This is a genomic window from Pseudomonas sp. CFBP 13727 (assembly GCF_014841915.1).
GTDB lineage: Bacteria > Pseudomonadota > Gammaproteobacteria > Pseudomonadales > Pseudomonadaceae > Aquipseudomonas > Aquipseudomonas baltica.
This window is the reverse complement of record NZ_JACYUT010000001.1, coordinates 54,367-72,628: the sequence shown is the minus strand read 5'-3', so window position 1 is coordinate 72,628 and position 18,262 is coordinate 54,367. Positions and strand designations below refer to the sequence as shown.

15 protein-coding genes and 1 pseudogene are annotated in these 18,262 nt (G+C 57.4%); 10 read left to right on the top strand and 6 right to left on the bottom strand.

Features of this window, described 5'->3' with window-relative positions:
* Nucleotides 1-59 precede the first annotated feature (59 nt).
* From IFT76_RS00315 to IFT76_RS00305, 4 genes and pseudogenes are all read right to left on the bottom strand, one after another.
* Nucleotides 60-2,441: a membrane-bound PQQ-dependent dehydrogenase, glucose/quinate/shikimate family gene (locus tag IFT76_RS00315; protein WP_192057073.1), complete on the bottom strand. Its 2,382-nt coding sequence runs from the start codon at nucleotides 2,439-2,441 to the stop codon at nucleotides 60-62.
* Between the two features lie 136 nt (nucleotides 2,442-2,577).
* Nucleotides 2,578-2,661 (bottom strand): annotated as a pseudogene (locus tag IFT76_RS20715) (oxidoreductase); the annotation flags it as partial.
* Nucleotides 2,662-2,676: 15 nt separating this feature from the next.
* Nucleotides 2,677-3,909, bottom strand: coding sequence for a multidrug effflux MFS transporter (locus IFT76_RS00310; RefSeq protein WP_197976824.1), 1,233 nt, complete (start codon nucleotides 3,907-3,909; stop codon nucleotides 2,677-2,679).
* 11 nt (nucleotides 3,910-3,920) lie between these two features.
* On the bottom strand, nucleotides 3,921-4,418 hold the full coding sequence (locus IFT76_RS00305) for a DUF2255 family protein (protein ID WP_244647848.1): 498 nt from the start codon (nucleotides 4,416-4,418) through the stop codon (nucleotides 3,921-3,923).
* 319 nt (nucleotides 4,419-4,737) lie between these two features.
* On the opposite strand from IFT76_RS00305, the gene IFT76_RS00300 reads away from it, so the two are divergent.
* Nucleotides 4,738-5,190 carry a (R)-mandelonitrile lyase gene (locus IFT76_RS00300; RefSeq protein WP_446730938.1) on the top strand — a complete coding sequence of 151 codons (453 nt, stop codon included), beginning with the start codon at nucleotides 4,738-4,740 and terminating at the stop codon, nucleotides 5,188-5,190.
* Nucleotides 5,187-5,993 (top strand): carboxymuconolactone decarboxylase family protein, encoded by an 807-nt coding sequence (locus IFT76_RS00295; RefSeq protein ID WP_192057071.1) that lies wholly within the window; start codon nucleotides 5,187-5,189, stop codon nucleotides 5,991-5,993. The genes IFT76_RS00300 and IFT76_RS00295 overlap by 4 nt, the downstream gene beginning before the upstream one ends.
* A gap of 212 nt (nucleotides 5,994-6,205) precedes the next feature.
* Here the strand turns inward: IFT76_RS00295 and IFT76_RS00290 are convergent, their stop codons facing one another.
* Complete coding sequence (locus IFT76_RS00290; RefSeq protein WP_192057070.1) at nucleotides 6,206-6,601, bottom strand: DUF1330 domain-containing protein; 396 nt, start codon at nucleotides 6,599-6,601, stop codon at nucleotides 6,206-6,208.
* Nucleotides 6,602-7,408: 807 nt separating this feature from the next.
* On the opposite strand from IFT76_RS00290, the gene paoA reads away from it, so the two are divergent.
* The 5 genes from paoA (at nucleotide 7,409) to IFT76_RS00265 (ending at nucleotide 13,739) form a co-directional block, all read left to right on the top strand.
* Entirely contained in the window at nucleotides 7,409-8,077 is a 669-nt protein-coding gene (gene paoA / locus IFT76_RS00285; protein ID WP_185793322.1) for an aldehyde dehydrogenase iron-sulfur subunit PaoA, read from the top strand.
* A complete protein-coding gene (locus tag IFT76_RS00280; protein ID WP_192057069.1) occupies nucleotides 8,074-9,054 on the top strand; it encodes an FAD binding domain-containing protein in 981 nt (326 codons plus the stop codon). Before paoA ends, IFT76_RS00280 begins: the two co-directional genes overlap by 4 nt.
* A 15-nt stretch (nucleotides 9,055-9,069) precedes the next feature.
* The gene (gene paoC, locus IFT76_RS00275; RefSeq protein ID WP_192057068.1) at nucleotides 9,070-11,280 is read left to right on the top strand and encodes an aldehyde oxidoreductase molybdenum-binding subunit PaoC; all 2,211 of its coding nucleotides are present in this window, start codon (nucleotides 9,070-9,072) and stop codon (nucleotides 11,278-11,280) included.
* Nucleotides 11,281-11,308: 28 nt separating this feature from the next.
* Nucleotides 11,309-12,223 carry a LysR family transcriptional regulator gene (locus tag IFT76_RS00270; RefSeq protein ID WP_192057067.1) on the top strand — a complete coding sequence of 305 codons (915 nt, stop codon included), beginning with the start codon at nucleotides 11,309-11,311 and terminating at the stop codon, nucleotides 12,221-12,223.
* A gap of 355 nt (nucleotides 12,224-12,578) precedes the next feature.
* On the top strand, nucleotides 12,579-13,739 hold the full coding sequence (locus IFT76_RS00265) for an acyltransferase family protein (RefSeq protein ID WP_192057066.1): 1,161 nt from the start codon (nucleotides 12,579-12,581) through the stop codon (nucleotides 13,737-13,739).
* Between the two features lie 68 nt (nucleotides 13,740-13,807).
* On the opposite strand, the gene IFT76_RS00260 is transcribed toward IFT76_RS00265, so the two are convergent.
* The gene (locus IFT76_RS00260) at nucleotides 13,808-14,452 is read right to left on the bottom strand and encodes a dTMP kinase (protein WP_192057065.1); all 645 of its coding nucleotides are present in this window, start codon (nucleotides 14,450-14,452) and stop codon (nucleotides 13,808-13,810) included.
* Nucleotides 14,453-14,791: 339 nt separating this feature from the next.
* Here IFT76_RS00260 and IFT76_RS00255 point away from each other — a divergent pair, with 339 nt between their 5' ends.
* The 3 genes from IFT76_RS00255 to IFT76_RS00245 are packed head-to-tail and all read left to right on the top strand — an operon-like array spanning nucleotide 14,792 to nucleotide 18,259.
* Nucleotides 14,792-15,718, top strand: coding sequence for a homocysteine S-methyltransferase family protein (locus tag IFT76_RS00255; RefSeq protein ID WP_192057064.1), 927 nt, complete (start codon nucleotides 14,792-14,794; stop codon nucleotides 15,716-15,718).
* Nucleotides 15,711-17,258, top strand: a complete 1,548-nt coding sequence (locus tag IFT76_RS00250) for an ABC transporter substrate-binding protein (RefSeq protein ID WP_192057063.1) — start codon at nucleotides 15,711-15,713, stop codon at nucleotides 17,256-17,258. The genes IFT76_RS00255 and IFT76_RS00250 overlap by 8 nt, the downstream gene beginning before the upstream one ends.
* A gap of 5 nt (nucleotides 17,259-17,263) precedes the next feature.
* Nucleotides 17,264-18,259 (top strand): ABC transporter permease, encoded by a 996-nt coding sequence (locus IFT76_RS00245; RefSeq protein WP_192057062.1) that lies wholly within the window; start codon nucleotides 17,264-17,266, stop codon nucleotides 18,257-18,259.
* The last annotated feature ends 3 nt before the right edge of the window (nucleotides 18,260-18,262 follow it).

Below are 18,262 nucleotides of genomic sequence, written 5' to 3'. Positions count from 1 at the left end.
GCCTGCGCTGCCAATTGAGCGTGTGGCTCACTCAGTTCATGTAGCGCAGGGTTCGCGCATCATCGAGGTAGTGCGTAGGCCACCACGTAATCCCCCTTTGAAGTCGTGGCGGAGTTTCCGCCCGCGCTGATAACCACAAATTGCCTGCCGCTTTTCGGAGAGATGTAAGTCATCGGCGTTGCTTCCGCGCCAACAGGCAGGCGCCCTTTCCACAACTCCTTGCCGGTGCGCACGTCAAACGCGCGGATATAAAAGTCTTGCGACGCTGCAATGAACACCAGACCTGTAGAGGTTGTTATCGGCCCTCCACGTGTGGGCATGCCGATAGGCATGGGCAAGTGTGTGGCGATCCCCAGAGGACCAGTGTCTTCAGTTGTTCCTAGCGGCGTTGACCAAGCGACTTTGCGCGTTGCCAAATCGATAGCGCTGATTGTCCCATAGGGTGGCTCCTGGCAAGGAATACCCAAGGGCGACAGGAAACGCCCCATCTCGATACCCCAGGGCGTGCCTGCCTGCGGAGCGTTACCCTCGTGGCCACCATTTTTTACGCTTGCTTCGTCGTAGGCTTTGCGGGGGATCATGCGATTCCAGATGGCAACCCGGGTGTCATTCACAATCAGATAGCCGAGGTTCTCAGCGATTGAAACCGAACCCCAATTCATACCACCCAGCCAGCTCGGGTATTGAATCGTCAGGCGCTCACTGGGCGGCGTGAATTCGCCCTCATAGCGTGCTTTGCGAAACTCGATTCGGCAGATGAGTTGGTCTATCGGTGTGAGGCCCCACATACGCTTTTCGCTAAGCGGTTCAGTGCCGATTGTGGGCATGCCTACTGAATAAGGCTGGGTCGGTGAACTGCGATCATCCGCAACAGCTCCCTGAGGCACAGGCCGCTCTTCAACGTTGGCGATCGGATTACCGGTTCGCCGGTCAAGCATGAAGATCTGCCCGCGCTTGGTCGTCTGGATCAACGCCGGCACCATAGCTCCGTGGCCGTCCGGAACATCATAAAGGGCTGGCTGGGAGGGCACGTCATAGTCCCATAGATCGTGATGCACGGTCTGAAAGTGCCAGCGCTCACGGCCTGTAGCGATGTCAAGTGCGACGATGGACGACGAATACTGGTCATCAGCGGGAGATCTATGGCCGCCCCAGAAATCAGGCGTCGCATTCCCCGTTGGCAGATAGATCAACCCCAACTCATCGTCAAAAGCCGGTATCGACCACACGTTCGGTGTACCTGGCGTATAGCTCTGCCCCTCTGGAGGCTTGCGGGTAATTGCGGGGTTACCCAAGTCCCATGCCCAGACCAACGCACCGGAACGAACATCGAAGGCACGCACGACACCGGACGGCTCCCCCGTTTTCTGGTTGTCCCACACAAGCCCACCGACCACGACCAAGTCTCGGACAACGGTGGGTGCTGCAGTCGGAAAATAGAGTTCCTTGTCCGGGCTCCCCATGCCAATCCGCAAGCTGACGCTGCCATTGTCACCAAAACCTTTACAGGTCTCACCCGTCTGAGCGTCCACCGCGATCAAGCGGGCATCCACCGTTGTAGCTATGATCCGACGCGCGCAAGCCGGCACAGGTACTTGGGTGTCCGTCGTTGCTACATCAGCGGTGTCCTCGGAATAACCCACGCCACGACAGCGTGGGTACACGTTGTTGGCCTCAACCTTGGGGTCATGGCGCCAGATCTCCTTCCCCGTCTCATCGTCTAGGGCAAATAATTGGCTGGACTGAGTGCAGCCGTAAAGCATGCCGTTGACGTGCAGTGGTGTCACGACATGGGCTTCTTTAACCCCCTTAGGGATCTCGCCCGTTCGGTATGTCCAGGCAACCTTGAGGTCAGCTACGTTCAGCGGGTTGAGCGTATCCAAAACAGCGTGCCGGGTGCCGGAAGGTGTACGCCCAAAGTGCCGCCAGTCGGCGGCAGGTTCGACTGTGCCAACCGCTTTACCGGGGACTGGACTCGGCGCAGCGTCAGCAGTCTGAATAGGCTGCGGCTGCAGTGCTGCATAGAATGTTCCCGCGAGCGCGGCAGCAACAACAAACGCGCCAGCGTATGAAAGCCTGGCCACCAAAGGCGTGCCGCCAGAAAGTAGCTTTGGGGTGCCTAGCAGTATCAGGAAAGCCAAGGCAGCCAGCGCCATCAACCTTGAAAACAAAGGCCAAAATGCGAAACCCACGTCCCATACCGACCACGCTATAGACGCAATGAACAGGGCAAGATAAAGCAACGATCCTGACAGACGCCCACGTAAAAGAAGTCCCCCGGATGCGGTCATGCCCAAGCCTGCCACCGCAAAGTACCAGGAGCCCCCCAAGGTAATCAGATAGATTCCAGCGATGAGCATGAACAACCCTGGTAGCAAGGTAATTACGCCCAGTGCGATAAGCAGCGCACGGGGTGTCCTGGACAGCTTCATTTCTGGCATAGATCATTTCCTTGATATTGTGGTGAGCGTTGGCACTCGTGGCATTGACTGGCTACAAGCGGGCGTGGCGAAGCTCGGAGGTCAACGCATGATGAAACCGCCGTCCACAGAAATGGATTGCCCTGTCACATAGCTGAGCGAACGCGTTGGCAGTTGCCCAACCAATTCCAGAGGCTGCACCTGTGACCAGTGCAACTTGGTTTTCAAATGAAAAACTCATCGAAGATCCTCAACTTTAAAGGTGATCAGATACAGGACGTGCCCACAGCACGCAGGCTGCGGCGAGCAGACAGCCAAAGCCACAAATGCCCACGACCGAGCCCATGGGCCAGGGAGTGCCATCGGCAAACCTCGCCACCAGTGCTGAGCCCAAAATACCGGCTCCGTACTGCATAGCGCCGGCGAGTGCTGATGCAGTGCCAGAAAACTGGGGAAGGCAGTTCAATGCTCCCGTGATGGCGTTGGCGAGAACAAAGCCTGTGGCGGTGACGAACACGAAACAGCCACAGATGAGCAGCGGCAGTCCGCCCCAATCAGCCCAGGTGGTGAATGCGATCAAGGCTCCGGCACTGGCCGAGATGACCCCGCCCACAAACAGCACTGCGTCGGCGTCATAGCGATTGAGCAATCGAGCATTGAGTTGATTGGTGACCATAAGCCCAATGATGCCGGCGCCGAACAGCACGCCGTACCACTGCGGATCAACATGGTGGTAAGCGATGTACGCAAAGGGCGAGCCCGCGATGTAGGCGAAAGTACCCGCGTAGAAAAACCCGCCAGTGGCAACGTAGGCCAGAAACCTGGGCGTGCGCAGCAGCAATCCATAACGCTGGATGATGGTTTGTAGCGAAGTGTGGCTGCGCCGGGTGGCTGGTAAGGTTTCGGGTAAAAGTACCAGACTAGCTAGCGTGGCCACCCCCAGCACTACCAGGGTCCAGAAGATGGCTTGCCAGGAGAACGAATGCAAAATCTGCCCGCCAACCGTAGGGCCCGCCAGTGGTGCGACCGCCATGATGGTCATCAAGGTGGACATTTTCTGGCCGGCTTGCCGGCCTTCATAAAGGTCACGCACCATGGCCCGTGCCAGAACCACATTGGCACAGGCCCCTAATGCTTGCACCACACGCCAGACGACCAGGGTGGTGCCATCACTGGCCAGCGCACAGCCGGCGGATCCCGCGATGAAGAGCAAGCAGCCAAGCGCGACAGGCAGCCTTCGGCCATAGCGGTCACTGAACGGCCCCCAGAACAGTTGCCCTGCGCTGAACCCAGCCAGGTAGCCGCTCACGGTCAGCGCCATCGTGCCGCCGTCTGTGTTTAAAGAGGTCGCCATAATTGGCATTGCTGGCAAATAGAGGTCGGTAGAAATCGACGCGAAGGCCAACAAGGCACTGAGGATCAACAGAATCCGGATGCCGTGCTGCGGTTCGTGCCCCGTTTGCGTTTCTCCAGAACGAGGCTCAGCCAATGCTATTTCTCTCACCGCGCGTTGCCTTCAGGAAAAATTCGAAGAGTCGCAGCTCGCGAGCGCTCGCTGATCATAGGAGCCAGATAGCTGCTGGTGCTGTACTTGGCTCGGTAGGCGTCGTCGATGGGATCATTGACGTCACCGCTAACCGGTTCAAACCTGACGTCGATCGTCTTGCCGGCTGTGATAATCCTACCGGCCCTTTGTTTAAGTGCAGCCTGGTACCAACGGGACTGAACGCCGTTGTAAGCACGCACATAGAGGTCACCTCCCACCTCAATGCACCATATAAATGTCGGCGTACCATAGTTCACCATGTCCTGTCGAAATACCGAGATATGTAAATCGTCTGCTTTGACGATACTGCCAAGCTCGCGCTGATCCCACCTCATGGGTGCCTCCTTTTGCTGCGATGTGCTGACCGCATCCGCGCTTGCGGCGTCAGTGCTGAGGCCACTGCAGATAAACAACGAGCTCAATGCCATGCCTGGAAGTAGTCGAGTGCTCATATTTGATTCCTCCTCAGCGACGGTTGCGGTGGCTGACATACGTATAAAATTCGAGTGTGCTAAAACTAACCACTGAGTCAGCCCTTGAATACCGGGCGTAAGTGGGATGCTCTACTGAGCAGCACTCATTAATGTTAGGAGAGCCGGGGTAGAGCGACCGCCCGGATAACTTTCGGACTGCTGAGCTCGGCTCACTGGATCATGTTGGTTTTGGTGGTAGTACAGAAGGCAATGCTGATCTAGCTTGTGCGCTTGAACGCCCACTAGCAGGAGCTTGTCTATGAGAGGATTTATCAAGACGTCTTCGTTGGCCGTAGTGATGTGTACCGCCATCTCTGCCCATAGCGCCGAGATTCCAAACGATCAGGTAATGGCCGTCACCCGAAATGGTGAACAACCTTCGATGATGGGAGCGCCAGCCAACTTTGTTGGAAACGCGCGCATCGACCCTCTCTTTCCGGCACGCGCACCCTCGACTGTCTCGGCAGGCGCAGTCATTTTCCAGCCCGGAGCACGAGCAGCCTGGCATACCCACCCCAAAGGCCAAACCTTGATAGTCACGGCGGGTACCGGCTGGGTACAACAGGTAGGCGGAGAGAAGATCGTTATCAAACCAGGCGACGTCATCTGGACACCGCCCGGCGTCAAACATTGGCATGGGGCCACCGCGATTACAGGGATGACTCATATGGCCATCCAGGAAGCTGTCGACGGGAAAAACGTCGAGTGGATGGAACTGGTCAGCGAAGCGCAGTACGAGGCTTCCCGATGAGCTGGGCAAAAGCAGGCGTCGCCTGCCTGACCCTATTACTGGTCGCGTGCTCGACCAAAGACCCCATGTCCGCACATCGCTCTCCGGAAGTGCCGACTCTTGAGGACATGCGTGCAGTATCTCCCGCGCTGGCTCATAACACTGAGATCACCCTCCTGGGTGAGGTGTGGAAACGCCCGGGCTTATCGCCCCGCGATCGCAGCCTAACCACACTGGCGGTGCTGATTTCCAAGCAGCAAACGGTCGAGTTGGCGTATCACCTGAATCTGGCACTGGACAACCGCGTCAAGCCTTCGGAGATTTCCGAAGTCATCAACCACCTGGCGTTCTATACCGGTTGGGGCAACGCAACCGCTACGATTCTTGTCACCAAAGAGGTATTCACCCGGCGCGGGATCACGCCGGATCAATTGCCGCCTGCCTCACCTCCCCTACTCGCTATCGACCAGGCTTCCGAAAAGGTTCGTACGGCGTATGTCGATAAGAATGTAGGGCCTGTGTCTGCGGGTCTTGTTCATTACACCAGCGCTTCTCTGTTCCACGACTTGTGGTTGCGCCCAGGCCTGGCCCCACGTGATCGAAGCCTCGTCACCGTAAGCGCCCTGATCGCCACGGGACAAGTCGCTCAGCTGGCCGCTCATCTCAATCGCGCGATGGATAACGGACTGACGCAGGCTCAAGCCTCGGAAATGTTGACTCAGTTGGCCTTCTACGCCGGGTGGCCCAACGTGTTCACCGCCGTGCCGGTAGTGCATGAGGTGTTCACGAGCCGACAAAAACCTCAGATGCAAAGGGATGGGTAAAGATAGCTGGTCGGGGCTTGCGAACGTGGGCCGCCGTAAAATGATACTGGAAGGCGGAGCGTTGTAGCGGCGCCTTTTTATAGCCTACGGCAGATTTAGTCCTGCAGTGTCTGCCACGCAAAAGCAGTCATGTGGCTTTAGTATTACTTCCTTCCCCAGCGGCCGCGTTGAACACGAGTGGCTGCTCACGCGGCGCCTGGGTTAGGAGTGAGTTATTGGGCTGGGACTCCCTCAATCAAGTAAACATCTGTGTTAGCTGATCGCTGGCGGATTTTCCTGAGTTCGGTGTACTCCGCAGAGTTGTACCAAGCCTGGGCCTTTTCGATGCTTTCAAATTCGATAACAACGCGTCGCCGCTTCGGCGCTACACCCTCAAGCGAAATAGTCTTGCCGCCACGCACGACGAAGTGCCCGCCATAGGGTTTGAAGGTGGCTTCAACCCCTGCGCTGTAAGGCTTCATACCTTCTGGATTGGTAATTTCAAACTCGCCGACATAGTAGGCCGGGGCATGTGCGTACGAAGCCTCAGACGCCATTACCTGAAAACTATTCATTGAGACAAACGCAAGACCCGCTGCTGCAAGCGCCATCACTCTTAAACTCTTCATCACATTTCCCCCATTTGAAAAAACTTGGCTCTGCGCACGACTCCCTAATGACCCGTCAGTTCGAACAGATCTATCATCGACCCGGCTGAATGCTGAGTTAAACCGGGAAGGTCTCGATCAACTCTTTAGACAGGATCATCGACTGAGTCGTTTTCACGTATTCTTGAAAATGCGGTGAAGCAATATGGCTTTGATATGCCGCTCCATCCGATTAGATTGCAAAGAAATGGAGCCTATTCGGGTGTCCTTTTTCTGCAACTGAGTAGAGAGTCAGCACACCCAGTTCAAGACGGACGGAGTCGGCCATTTCCTCTTTGACGGCAACTTGACAAGCCGCCAGTTGAGAAGGATCGATGACAAGCTGCGCAATACGCACAATTTGCTCAGAAGGTAGTGCGGCAACCGCTGATCCCACCCAAACACCACTAAAAAAACATGGCCTTGAGGATCGATATTCGCATTTATACTTCTCTGATGAAGGACTGCGAAGCCTTGCCTCAGCCATCGCTCACGATTGTCCCTGATTAAACCAGATAACCGTTAGGAGTGGTCAAGCCGCGGCCGGCAGCTGTATTCAATCCCCGATACCTTAATACCCGCCAATTCCGGGCCTTTGTGGACATTACTGAGAGCTACTCATGGATTCATCCTTAAAATCGCAGTTATCAGCTAGAACGCAGTGCCATAGGCTCTAGTCATGAAAATACGGCACTGCGTGCCGTCATTGCCCTCACATTAGACGTGCGCCGGTAAGTCATCAGTAACTGATACCCGCTTATGCCACACACATTGCGATCGGAGACGTTCATGAACCCCGAAAATCCCACCGCATCCGGAGCGGGAATAGAGATGTCCCGCCGACAAGTGCTCATTGGCACCGCAGGCACTGCGGTCACTGCGGTTTTGGCAAAGGTCGATCACGCCCAAGCGACCGCCAATATCAAATCGACAGCGCAAACTCCGCCAGTCAGTCATGTGACGTTTACCCTCAACGGGCGGCGAGTTGCCCTGGATGTCGACAACCGCACCACGCTTCTGGACGCCCTTCGAGAAAGGCTGCATCTGACGGGCAGCAAGAAAGGCTGTGACCACGGCCAGTGCGGCGCCTGTACGGTGATCGTTGAGGGTCGACGAATCAACGCGTGCCTGACACTTGCGGTCATGCACGAAGGCGACAGCATCACCACCATTGAAGGCCTCGGTACCCCGGACAACCTGCACCCACTGCAAGCAGCGTTCATCAAGCATGACGGATACCAGTGCGGGTACTGCACGCCTGGCCAGATCTGCTCGGCAGTCGCGATGCTTGAAGAAATAAAAGCCGGCATACCCAGTCACGTCAGCGGTGATCTGATTGCCAAGAGCCAAGTCAGCGCCGTCGAAATCCGGGAGCGCATGAGTGGGAATATCTGCCGTTGCGGTGCGTACTCCAACATCGTCGACGCCATCCAGGAATCAGCAGGAGGCGAGGCATGAAGTCCTTCACGTACGAACGCGCCGCATCTATGCAGCAAGCGGTTAACGCTTGCGTAAGCCACGAGGGAGCCCGATTCATCGCCGGTGGTACCAATTTGCTCGATCTGATGAAACTGGAGATCGAGACCCCGCAGCATCTGATTGATGTAAACGGATTGGCGCTCGACAAAATCACCGCGACGAACGAAGGCGGGCTAAGGATTGGCGCCATGGTGCGCAACACTGATCTGGCGGCTGCGCCACAGGTGCGTCGAGACTATGCCGTCCTCTCCAGGGCGCTGCTTGCCGGCGCGTCAGGACAATTGCGCAACAAAGCCACGACGGCAGGCAATCTGTTACAGCGCACCCGGTGTGCGTACTTCTACGACACTAATCAGCCCTGCAACAAGCGTCGCCCGGGAACTGGCTGCTCTGCAATGGGCGGTGCCAGTCGGCAACAAGCGGTCATAGGTGTCAGCGATGCCTGCATTGCCAGCCATCCCAGCGACATGGCGGTGGCGATGCGAGCATTGGGCGCCAAGGTAGAAACACTCAATTCAGACGGTCACGTCAGAACGATTGAGATCGACCACCTCTACAGTGCCCCAGGGAGCACCCCTCATATCGAAAACGTCCTTGGGCCAGGCGAGCTGATTACCGCTGTGACCTTGCCCAAGCCTGTTGGCGGCGAGCACATCTACTACAAGGTTCGTGACCGTGCGTCTTATGCGTTTGCGCTGGTTTCAGTCGCTGCGATCGTGCTGCCCGATGGGACGGGGCAACTAGCCCTTGGGGGTGTCTCATACAAGCCCTGGCGAAGTGAAGCGGCCGACGCTTTTATGCCTGACGGCGCTAAAGCCGTAGCAACACACTTGCTGGCTGGCGCTAATCCAACTACCCAAAACGCTTTCAAAATCAAACTGGCGGAACGGACGATCGGTCTGGCTTTGTCCAGTTCGTCTTCTTCACAACGGCCTCGCACGGCTGCGGTCGATTGACCAGGAGTATGCCTAATGAAGTTTGATACGCCCGCGAGCACAAACCCGATAGATCAGATGAAGGTGATCGGTCAGCCAAAGGATCGTGTTGAGGGCAAACTGAAGACGACCGGCACAGCCACCTATGCTTACGAACAACGAGCCGCACTAAGCCCTCCCGCCTACGGCTATGTTGTCGGCTCGGCAATCGGCAAAGGTCGGATATCGTCTATCGATTCAAGCGAGGCACGGCAAGCCAGCGGTGTCATCGCCATCGTCACCCACGAAAATGCAGGTCAATTGGACAGGGGTGAATTTTACGTTGATCGGGCACTTGCCGGGCCGAAAGTCGATCACTATCACCAAGCCGTAGCAATCGTCGTGGCAGAGACGTTCGAACAAGCCAGGGCGGCTTCGGCATTGCTGAGGGTCTACTACGTCAGAGAAACTGGCGCCTACGACCTCTCAGCACAGCGAGCGTCTGCCACTACGCCAGCGGCGGGCGCGTTTGGCCCTCCCCCACACACTGAGATCGGGGATTTTGAAGGCGCATTTACGCAGGCCGCAGTGACACTCGACGGCCATTACACCACTCCGGATCATGCGCACGCGATGATGGAACCTCACGCTACCATTGCTCAATGGCAGGGTGACAAACTGACGCTTTGGACGTCGATCCAACAGATGAATTGGGGCGTCAGAGACCTGGCTAAAACACTGGGGATTCCCAAAGGGAACATTCACCTCATTTCGCCCTACATCGGCGGCGGCTTTGGCGGCAAAGGCACTATCTTGTGCGACGCGGTATTGGCATCTCTTGCCTCGAAAGAGGCTGGACGCCCGGTGAAGGTCGCACTTCCCCGACCGCTTATGTTCAACAACCTGACCCATAGGCCTGCGACGATTCAAAGAATCAGGCTCGGTGCCAACTCCGACGGCAAGCTCACTGCCGTTGGTCATGAGAGCTGGTCGGGCAATCTGCGAGGTGGGCGCAATGAAGCCGCCACCGCATCGACCCGAACATTGTATGCGGGTGCTAACCGCATGACCCGCCTCTATCTTGCCCAACTCGACCTTGCTGAAGGGAGCGCCATGCGTGCGCCCGGTGAAGCGCCGGGCATGATGGCTCTGGAGATTGCCATGGACGAGATGGCAGAGAAACTGGGGATGGATCCCGTAAGATTTCGTGTTATCAACGACACCCAAGTAGATCCCGAGCAGCCGGATCGCCGGTTCTCTCAACGCCAGTTAGTAGAGTGCCTGAATAAGGGGGCTGATCATTTCGGCTGGGCGCGACGTAACACCCATCCGGCCAAAGAACTCCGTGACGGATGGTGGGTTGGCTTGGGAATGGCCTCCGCGATCCGAGGTGCACCTACGACAAAGTCCGCTGCTCGAGTCCGGCTTGACCGCGAAGGCATAGTCACCGTCGAAACTGACATGACCGACATCGGCACCGGCTCTTACACGATTATTGCCCAGACTGCTGCGGAAATGATGGGCGTGGATATGGACAAGGTAAACGTAAACTTGGGCGACTCGCACTTCCCGGAATCATCCGGTTCGGGCGGTCAATGGGGCGCTGCCTCATCTACGGCAGGCGTCTACGCTGCTTGTGTGAAGCTCAGGGAAGCCGTTTCGATGAAGCTGGGCCTTGATCCGACCCTCACCGAATTTGTCGCTGGCCACGTTCGTCAAGGGTCGATAAGTCTGCCATTGACCACTGCGACAAAGAACGGCGAGCTGGTGTCCGAAGACTTCATGGAGTTTGGCGACCTCGCCAAGGAGTACGCTCAGCAAACTTTTGGCGCCCATTTCGTTGAGGTTGGAGTAAATGCTGCCACTGGCGAGATCCGTATTCGTCGTCAACTGGCAGTGTGCGCAGCGGGCAGGATACTCAATCCAAAAACGGCACGAAGTCAGATCATCGGGGGAATGACCATGGGCGCCGGTGCTGCGCTCATGGAGGAAATGGTCGTGGATCATCGCCTAGGTTTTTTTGTTAATCACGATCTGGCCAGCTATGAAGTGCCGGTACATGCCGACATCCCCCATCAGGAGGTTATTTTCCTGGATGAGGTTGATCCCTATGCCACGCCGTTGAAGGCTAAAGGCGTCGGCGAGCTAGGTATTTCTGGCGCCGCTGCGGCGATTGCCAACGCTATCTATAACGCGACCGGCATTAGAGTCCGTGACTATCCCATTACGCTCGATAAGCTGATTGACCACTTGCCGGAAGTCGGCTGACCTTAACGCTTTACCATCGGAGTCATCAATGCAGCTGAGCCGCACGAACCTGGCAGATATCATTTATTTCCTTGCCATCGCTCGGCACCAGAGCTTCAGGAAAGCTGGGCTGGACGTGGGGATCAGCGCGTCTGCGCTAAGCCATGCCATGAAAGGGCTAGAGACACGGTTGGGCGTTCGACTGCTTAACCGCACAACACGAAGCGTGACGCTTACGGCAGCTGGCGAAGAGCTGCAGGGCCTCATCAGCGCGCCGGTAAATGATATCGGTCAGGCGCTGGAGGCCCTGAACCGGCTGCGCGACGAGCCTGCCGGACGCATCAGACTAAACGTCTTGAGCGACGGCGCGAAACTCATCCTCGGCCCGGTCCTCCCAGTCTTCGTTGATCGCTATCCGGATATAGAGGTTGACCTCACCGTCACGAATCGAATGGTAGATGTCATTGGTGACGGCCATGATGCGGGGATACGTTACGGCGGGACGGTGCCCGAAGACATGATCGCCCAGCGACTCTCTCCCGATGTCGCTTGGGCCGTCGTTGGCGCGCCGGATTACCTGCAGCGTTTCGGAATTCCGATGCATCCGGACGACCTGGACCATCATCGGTGTCTGCGTGTGCGCCTGGGCAATGCACGCATCTACCACTGGCAGTTCTCGAAAGGCGGTCAGCAGATGGAGATAGATGTGCCGGGGCCCATCACTATTGATGAGGGTCGCGTCGGTGTGGCGATGGCTATGCGCGGCGTAGGCTTGATGTACGTCCCGCAGAAGGTAGTCGAGCGGCAGATTGCGGAAGGATCTCTGCAGCGGGTCCTTGTGGATTGGACTCACTATGACCCAGGCTTTCACATTTACTACTCAAGTTTCAGACAGATACCTGTTGGTCTGCGCCTGCTCATTGACCTCATACGTGAGCTTGAGCCGATGGGGCCACTCCCCTAGCCGCTACTCGTTGATCCATAGAGGATAAGTCGTGCTTGATACTCGACGAAAACTCTTGGAGGTCACTGACTGCTTGTACCGACTCTTAAGCTATACAGGGATCTACTTCTCCACAAAATGACTGACACAGGTTGGGCAAAGCATTGATTCAGGAGCATCCAGAAGAACGGCGGCCTGCTCAATCCCAAGAAGGCGCTGTTGGTCAGATCCATACTTTTTACCTGGCCTATAGAATCGACCAAATTGCCCTTGTGCCTACCGATGACTTGCTTTAGCTTAGCTCGTGTGATGGCTACGGGCCATGCCTCTTCGGCATGACACCGGGTAGCAATACTTACAACGCCCTGGACTACCCATGAAAAGATTTGTCGTACTCGACAGTTTCCGCGGCCTCTGCGCGGTTGCCGTCGTGCTGTTCCACACTTACGTGGTGCAAAGCATTGCCGAACTCGAGTTTTTCAAGAACGCCTTCCTGCTTGTGGAGTTCTTTTTTATCCTCAGTGGTTTTGTCTTGTTTCACACCTATGGCCAGCGTTTGAACAACGCGACCGATTATAAAAATTTCTTCATCAGTCGTACGGCTCGCCTGTATCCCCTGCACCTGACCATGTTGGGCGTTTACCTAGTGCTGGAAATGGGTCGCTCGCTGGCTGAGAGGAAAGGCTTCAGTTTCAACGAACCGGCGTTCAGTGGCGCCACTTCGATGGACGAATTTCTACCCAACCTGCTCCTGCTGCAATCCTGGCTGAACAGCGCCATGACCGGCTCGTTCAATTACCCCTCCTGGAGTATCAGCATCGAGTACTACCTGTACTTGATATTTGGCGTCATGGCAGTGCTGGCGCGCACCAGCAAGGTCAAGGTCTTCGCAATGGTGTCTCTGGCGGCCTTCATCACCTTGTGGAATGGTGAATCCTGGCTGAAGCTGGAAATCTTCCGCGGCGCTTCGTGCTTCTTCGCCGGTGCATGCCTGTACGTGCTCTACGATCGCATCAAGGACCTGGACCTGGACGCCGTGGACTTCAATCTGCTGGAGATTGCCCTGGTGCTGGGCAGCTATCGTCTGCTGGTGTCGAACATCGATCACAAGGGCGTGTATGCCAGCCTGCTGTTCTGTGTCTTGATTCTGGTATTTGCGTTCGAGCGCGGCGTGGTTTCGCGACTGCTGCACCAGCGCTTTTTCGTCTGGCTGGGCGCCCTGTCGTTCTCCATCTATTTGACGCACGCAGCCATTCTGTTTGTTTTCAAGAGCGCCGTGATCGTGCTGTCGAAAGTGCTGCACACCGACCTGACAGAGACCCTGCAGGGCCATGACATGCCCAACATGGTCAAGTACATCTCGACCCACAGCATATGGCTCGACAACGGCATTGTCGTCTTGCAGTTGGCGGCGGTACTGCTGGTCTCGACATTGACCTACAAGTATGTCGAGATGCCGGGCGTGCAATTAGGCAAGCGACTCACTCGCCGCAAAGGCGCAACGCCTGGCCCTACCCTGCAAGGCACCGTGCAGTAACCTCTCAGGTATCCTCCGGCCGTCCCTTTCGAGGGACGGCCCACGTGCCATGTGCCACGACAACCCACTTAACCAACCCCATAGCTTTTCCCAGGCCACTCCATGCCAAGGACCTTGTAAACCTCGGCAACCACCTGAATCGCTGCCTGTTCGACGCTGCCGTCATTACGGCAGCAAACCCAGCCGTGATCTGCAATCGCCCGCCCGAATGCCTGGGTACAATCGACATGTTCTTGCAGCGTGTGGATCACCGTACTGCTGAGTCCGCGCCGTCGTGCAGCTGCCCTCGCCCATGAAATATCCGGGTCTGTGATAACCCCGACATGCAGGTCCGGCACTCGCACGTTTCGATCGATGTTCAGCTGCAGAATGTCTGCGAATGGGACCATCCGGCGAAATGCGGCCTCCGATGGGTACCAGCGATCGATCAGGATGATGCTGTCGCGTGGTTGCCGGGTCAGCACGTGCTGGGAGATCCAGGCCCGGCTCTGGGCAAAACGCTCACAGATCTCCCACTCCAGAACCTCACGGGGACTTCTCGCAAGTTGGTTGACCAGAATCATGGTTTCAGCCCTGAAGGGATCGCTCTTGCGCTCGCATAACCGGATCACTTTTTTGTCGTCGGCCCTCAATATTTTGGTCACGGCCTCCAACAGCGTGGTTTTACCGGTGCCCTTGGGCCCGTCGAGAGAAACGAATAATGGAAGATTCATTGTTCACGTAACGATTGATATACGGTTCATTTGCTCTCAGATGTCACTGCCCATCATGCCGGGGTGAGTGTCGAAGTCATACTGTTGAATGACTGTTGCTCCGTAAACAGTTGGAAAATATATATCTGAATCAGAGCAGTCTATTCCATTGTGATCGTTGCGATGGTTTTTATAGTGCGATTTAATCTAAGGACGCTGCACCTCGACGCTCGTTTTGTCTGGTTGAAAATCCTGACTGGCAAGCTGCATTCAAGTGCGTTCTTCGTGATTGCTCGGTCGAGGGTACCTGGCTGAGTGTCCATTACAACACGGCCATCTTTTGGCGCTCTGGTGAATACGATGGCAAAACACATTCAAATCCTCGACGGCGGCATGGGCCGAGAGCTGTCGCGAAACGGCGCACCGTTTCGTCAACCCGAGTGGTCTGCACTGGCGCTGATCGAAGCCCCGGAATATGTGCGCCAGGCGCATGACGCGTTCATCGCTGCCGGTGCGCAGGTCATTTCCACCAACAGCTATGCCGTGGTGCCCTTCCATATCGGCGAGGCGCGGTTCGAGAACGACGGCACCGCTTTGGCGCAGCGGGCGGGCACCCTCGCCCGTGTCGCTGCCGATGCCAGTCCTCACGCCGTTCGCGTCGCCGGGTCGCTGCCTCCCCCGCTTGGCTCGTACCGCCCGGATCTGTTCGAGCCGGTGCAGGCTGGCAAGGTCCTGCGGGTGCTGATCGACGCGCTGAGCGAGCATGTCGATCTATGGCTGGCAGAGACGCAGAGCTCCATTGTCGAGGTCAGGCTAGTGGCCGAGTTATTGAAACACGACCCGCGACCACGCTGGTTTTCCTTCACGCTGGATGACGCGCTGGACGCCCAGGGCAAGGCTCGACTGCGATCTGGCGAAAGCATCACCGACGCCGTGTTGGCGGCGGTCGAACTGGGCGCGGCTTCGGTGCTGTTCAACTGCAGCCCGCCGGAAGTCATGAGCGCTGCCTTGCTCGAGGCTGGCGCACACAGCAGTTTACCGCTCGGCATCTATGCCAATGCCTTCGAACCGTCGGACCATAAACAGGGTGCCAACGTTGGCATCAGCGCACTGCGCCGCGACACCCAGCCGGAGGATTACCTGCGCTGGGCGCGTGAGTGGGTCGATCAGGGTGCCAGTATCGTCGGCGGTTGCTGTGGCATCGGTCCGGAACACATTCGCGCACTGTCGACCGCCCTCGCCGGCTCCGACTTCGTACCCGTTGCCCAGGATGCCCTGCATGTTTGATCGTCGCTCGTTCATCAAGGGTACCGGAGCGGCCGCGATGACAGCGGCCATGACCTCCGCCTGGCCGTTGGCCAATGCCTTCGCGCAGGAGCCACAGGGCCCCAGAAAAGGCGGCCACCTGACAATCGGCCTGGACAACGCGTCGACCACAGACCGCCTGGATCCGGCCTTCTGGTTCGAAAGCTGGATGTATTTCACCGGCAGTCAGCTGTTCAATGCTTTGGTTGAAGTCGACGATAGCGGAGCAATCGTGCCTTCACTCGCCGAATCCTGGTCCAGCGATGACGGTGGCCGCAAGTGGGTCCTGAACATCCGCAAAGGCGTGCATTTTCATGATGGACGCGCCTTGAGTGCAAAGGACGTGGTCTGGTCGCTCAACCACCACCGCAACGAGAAGTCGTCCTCCCCGGTCAAGGTCTATCTGGACCCGGTCACGAGCTTGAGAGCCACTGCGGATCACGAGGTCACTGTCACGCTGGCGGAGCCGAACGTCGAGTTCATCGCCTTGTTGTCAGCGGTGCATTTCGTGATCACAGCCGAAAACGAGGCGTTCGAAAAAGCCATCGGCACCGGCGCCTTCATTCTGGAAAGCTTCCAGCCGGGCGTGCGCATGCTGGTCAAGCGCAACCCCAACCACTGGAACCCTTCACGCGGCCATGTCGACTCCGTCGAAACCCTGGCCATGAATGACTCGACCGCCCGGGTCGCGGCGCTGGTCAGCGGTTCCGTGCAGATCATCAATCGGGTCAATCCGCGGATAGTCGGGCGCATCGAGAAGCTGCCCTCGATTCAGCTGGTGCGGGACAAGGACAGCCAGATATTCACCCTGCCCGGCCTGGCCCACGTGGCGCCGTTCGATTCCCTCGATGGGCGTCTGGCACTGAAATACGCGATAGACCGGCAACAGTTGATCGACACGGTCCTGGGCGGGTATGGCTCGCTGGGCAACGACAATCCAGTCTTCCCATCGAACCGGTACTTCGCGCAGGATATTCCCCAGCGACCTTACGACCCTGATCTGGCGCGCTTCCACTGGCAAAAAGCAGGGTTCGCAGGCCCGCTCACGCTCTTCGCGGCAGACGCGGGCTTTCCAGGGGCGGTGGATGCGGCTCAGCTGTATCAACAGTCGGCGCAAAAGGCTGGCATTCCCCTGGGCATCGAACGGGTGCCAAACGACGCATTCTGGACCGATACCTGGCTGAAAAAGCCGTTCTGCACCTCCAATTGGGGGGCACGCCCCACTGCAGATGCATTGCTGTCCATGGTGTTCACCAGCCAGGCGCCCTGGAATGAATCCGCTTGGCGAGTCCCGGCTTTCGATCAGTTGGTGAAAGGGGCGCGTGGCGAAACCGATGAAGACAAACGCCGGCAGATCTACCACGACATCCAGGTGATGCTGGTCGAGCAGAGCAGTGAAATCATCCCGCTGTACGCCGATGCGCTGGCAGCCACGCGCAAGAACGTCAAGGGTTTCACGTCGGTGCCTGGGGTGCCGCTCAGTGGCAACCGAGCCGCCGAGAAAGTCTGGCTGGAAGGATAAAGTCGATGTCGGTGACACTTTCGGTTATCGCTCGCGCAGGGGGGCAAGGCGCGCTGGCAAGCATGATTGCGCGGCGCCTGGCGGTCGGCATGGTCATGCTGCTGGCGACTTCGCTGTTGATTTTCATCGGCCTGAACCTGCTACCGGGCGATACGGCAACCGCAATTCTGGGTCAGTCCGCAACCCCTGCGGCGATCCAGGCCCTGAAGCTGCAACTGGGCCTGGACCAACCGGCCGGCTGGCGTTATGTGCAGTGGCTGGGTGGGGTGCTGCAAGGTGAGTTCGGCGTCAGCCTGAGCTCTCGGGAAACCATCTCTACGGCCCTCTTGGAACGGCTGCAAAACACCCTGTTCCTGGCAGGCATCACCGCGTTGGTCGCGGTACCGCTGGCGCTGATCATGGGGTTCGTTTCGGTACGTTTCCATGGCGGCTGGGTCGATGGCCTGTTGAGCCTGGCAAGTCGCACCACAGTGGCCTTGCCCGAATTTTTTTCCGGCTACCTGCTGATCTTCATCTTTTCGATGACCCTCGCGTGGTTGCCCAGCAACAGCAGCGTGCAGGCAGGGATGCCGTTCTCGGACCGATTGACAGCCATCGCACTTCCCATGGCCACGCTGGTACTCGCCGTGCTGGGCCACATGAGCAACATGACCCGAGCGGCGCTGCTCAATGCCCAGCGCAGCAGCTACGTCGATACCGCCGTGCTCAAGGGGCTTTCACCCATGCGGGTTTTGTGGCGGCACGTCTTGCCCAATGCCTGGGGCCCGATCATCAACGTCATCGTCTTGAACATGGCCTACCTGATGGTGGGCGTGGTGATCGTGGAAAACGTTTTTGTCTATCCCGGCCTGGGCCAATACCTGGTCGACAGCATCGGCAAACGGGACGTGCCTGTGGTCCAGGGGTGCGCGCTGGTGCTGGCAGCCATCTACATCCTGCTGAATCTGTTCGCCGACGTGATCGCTTTGTTGACCAACCCCCGTCTACGCCACGGAAAATAATCC

What these genes read in the sequence shown, in the direction of transcription:
- IFT76_RS00315 (WP_192057073.1), bottom strand. Translation starts at nt 2,441, where the DNA reads ATGCCAGAAATGAAGCTGTCCAGGACACCCCGTGCGCTGCTTATCGCA.
- IFT76_RS00305 (WP_244647848.1), bottom strand. Translation starts at nt 4,418, where the DNA reads ATGAGCACTCGACTACTTCCAGGCATGGCATTGAGCTCGTTGTTTATC.
- IFT76_RS00300 (WP_446730938.1), top strand. Translation starts at nt 4,738, where the DNA reads ATGTGTACCGCCATCTCTGCCCATAGCGCCGAGATTCCAAACGATCAG.
- IFT76_RS00295 (WP_192057071.1), top strand. Translation starts at nt 5,187, where the DNA reads ATGAGCTGGGCAAAAGCAGGCGTCGCCTGCCTGACCCTATTACTGGTC.
- IFT76_RS00260 (WP_192057065.1), bottom strand. Translation starts at nt 14,452, where the DNA reads ATGAATCTTCCATTATTCGTTTCTCTCGACGGGCCCAAGGGCACCGGT.
- IFT76_RS00265 (WP_192057066.1), top strand. Translation starts at nt 12,579, where the DNA reads ATGAAAAGATTTGTCGTACTCGACAGTTTCCGCGGCCTCTGCGCGGTT.
- IFT76_RS00250 (WP_192057063.1), top strand. Translation starts at nt 15,711, where the DNA reads ATGTTTGATCGTCGCTCGTTCATCAAGGGTACCGGAGCGGCCGCGATG.
- paoA (WP_185793322.1), top strand. Translation starts at nt 7,409, where the DNA reads ATGAACCCCGAAAATCCCACCGCATCCGGAGCGGGAATAGAGATGTCC.
- IFT76_RS00245 (WP_192057062.1), top strand. Translation starts at nt 17,264, where the DNA reads ATGTCGGTGACACTTTCGGTTATCGCTCGCGCAGGGGGGCAAGGCGCG.
- paoC (WP_192057068.1), top strand. Translation starts at nt 9,070, where the DNA reads ATGAAGTTTGATACGCCCGCGAGCACAAACCCGATAGATCAGATGAAG.
- IFT76_RS00290 (WP_192057070.1), bottom strand. Translation starts at nt 6,601, where the DNA reads ATGAAGAGTTTAAGAGTGATGGCGCTTGCAGCAGCGGGTCTTGCGTTT.
- IFT76_RS00270 (WP_192057067.1), top strand. Translation starts at nt 11,309, where the DNA reads ATGCAGCTGAGCCGCACGAACCTGGCAGATATCATTTATTTCCTTGCC.
- IFT76_RS00280 (WP_192057069.1), top strand. Translation starts at nt 8,074, where the DNA reads ATGAAGTCCTTCACGTACGAACGCGCCGCATCTATGCAGCAAGCGGTT.
- IFT76_RS00255 (WP_192057064.1), top strand. Translation starts at nt 14,792, where the DNA reads ATGGCAAAACACATTCAAATCCTCGACGGCGGCATGGGCCGAGAGCTG.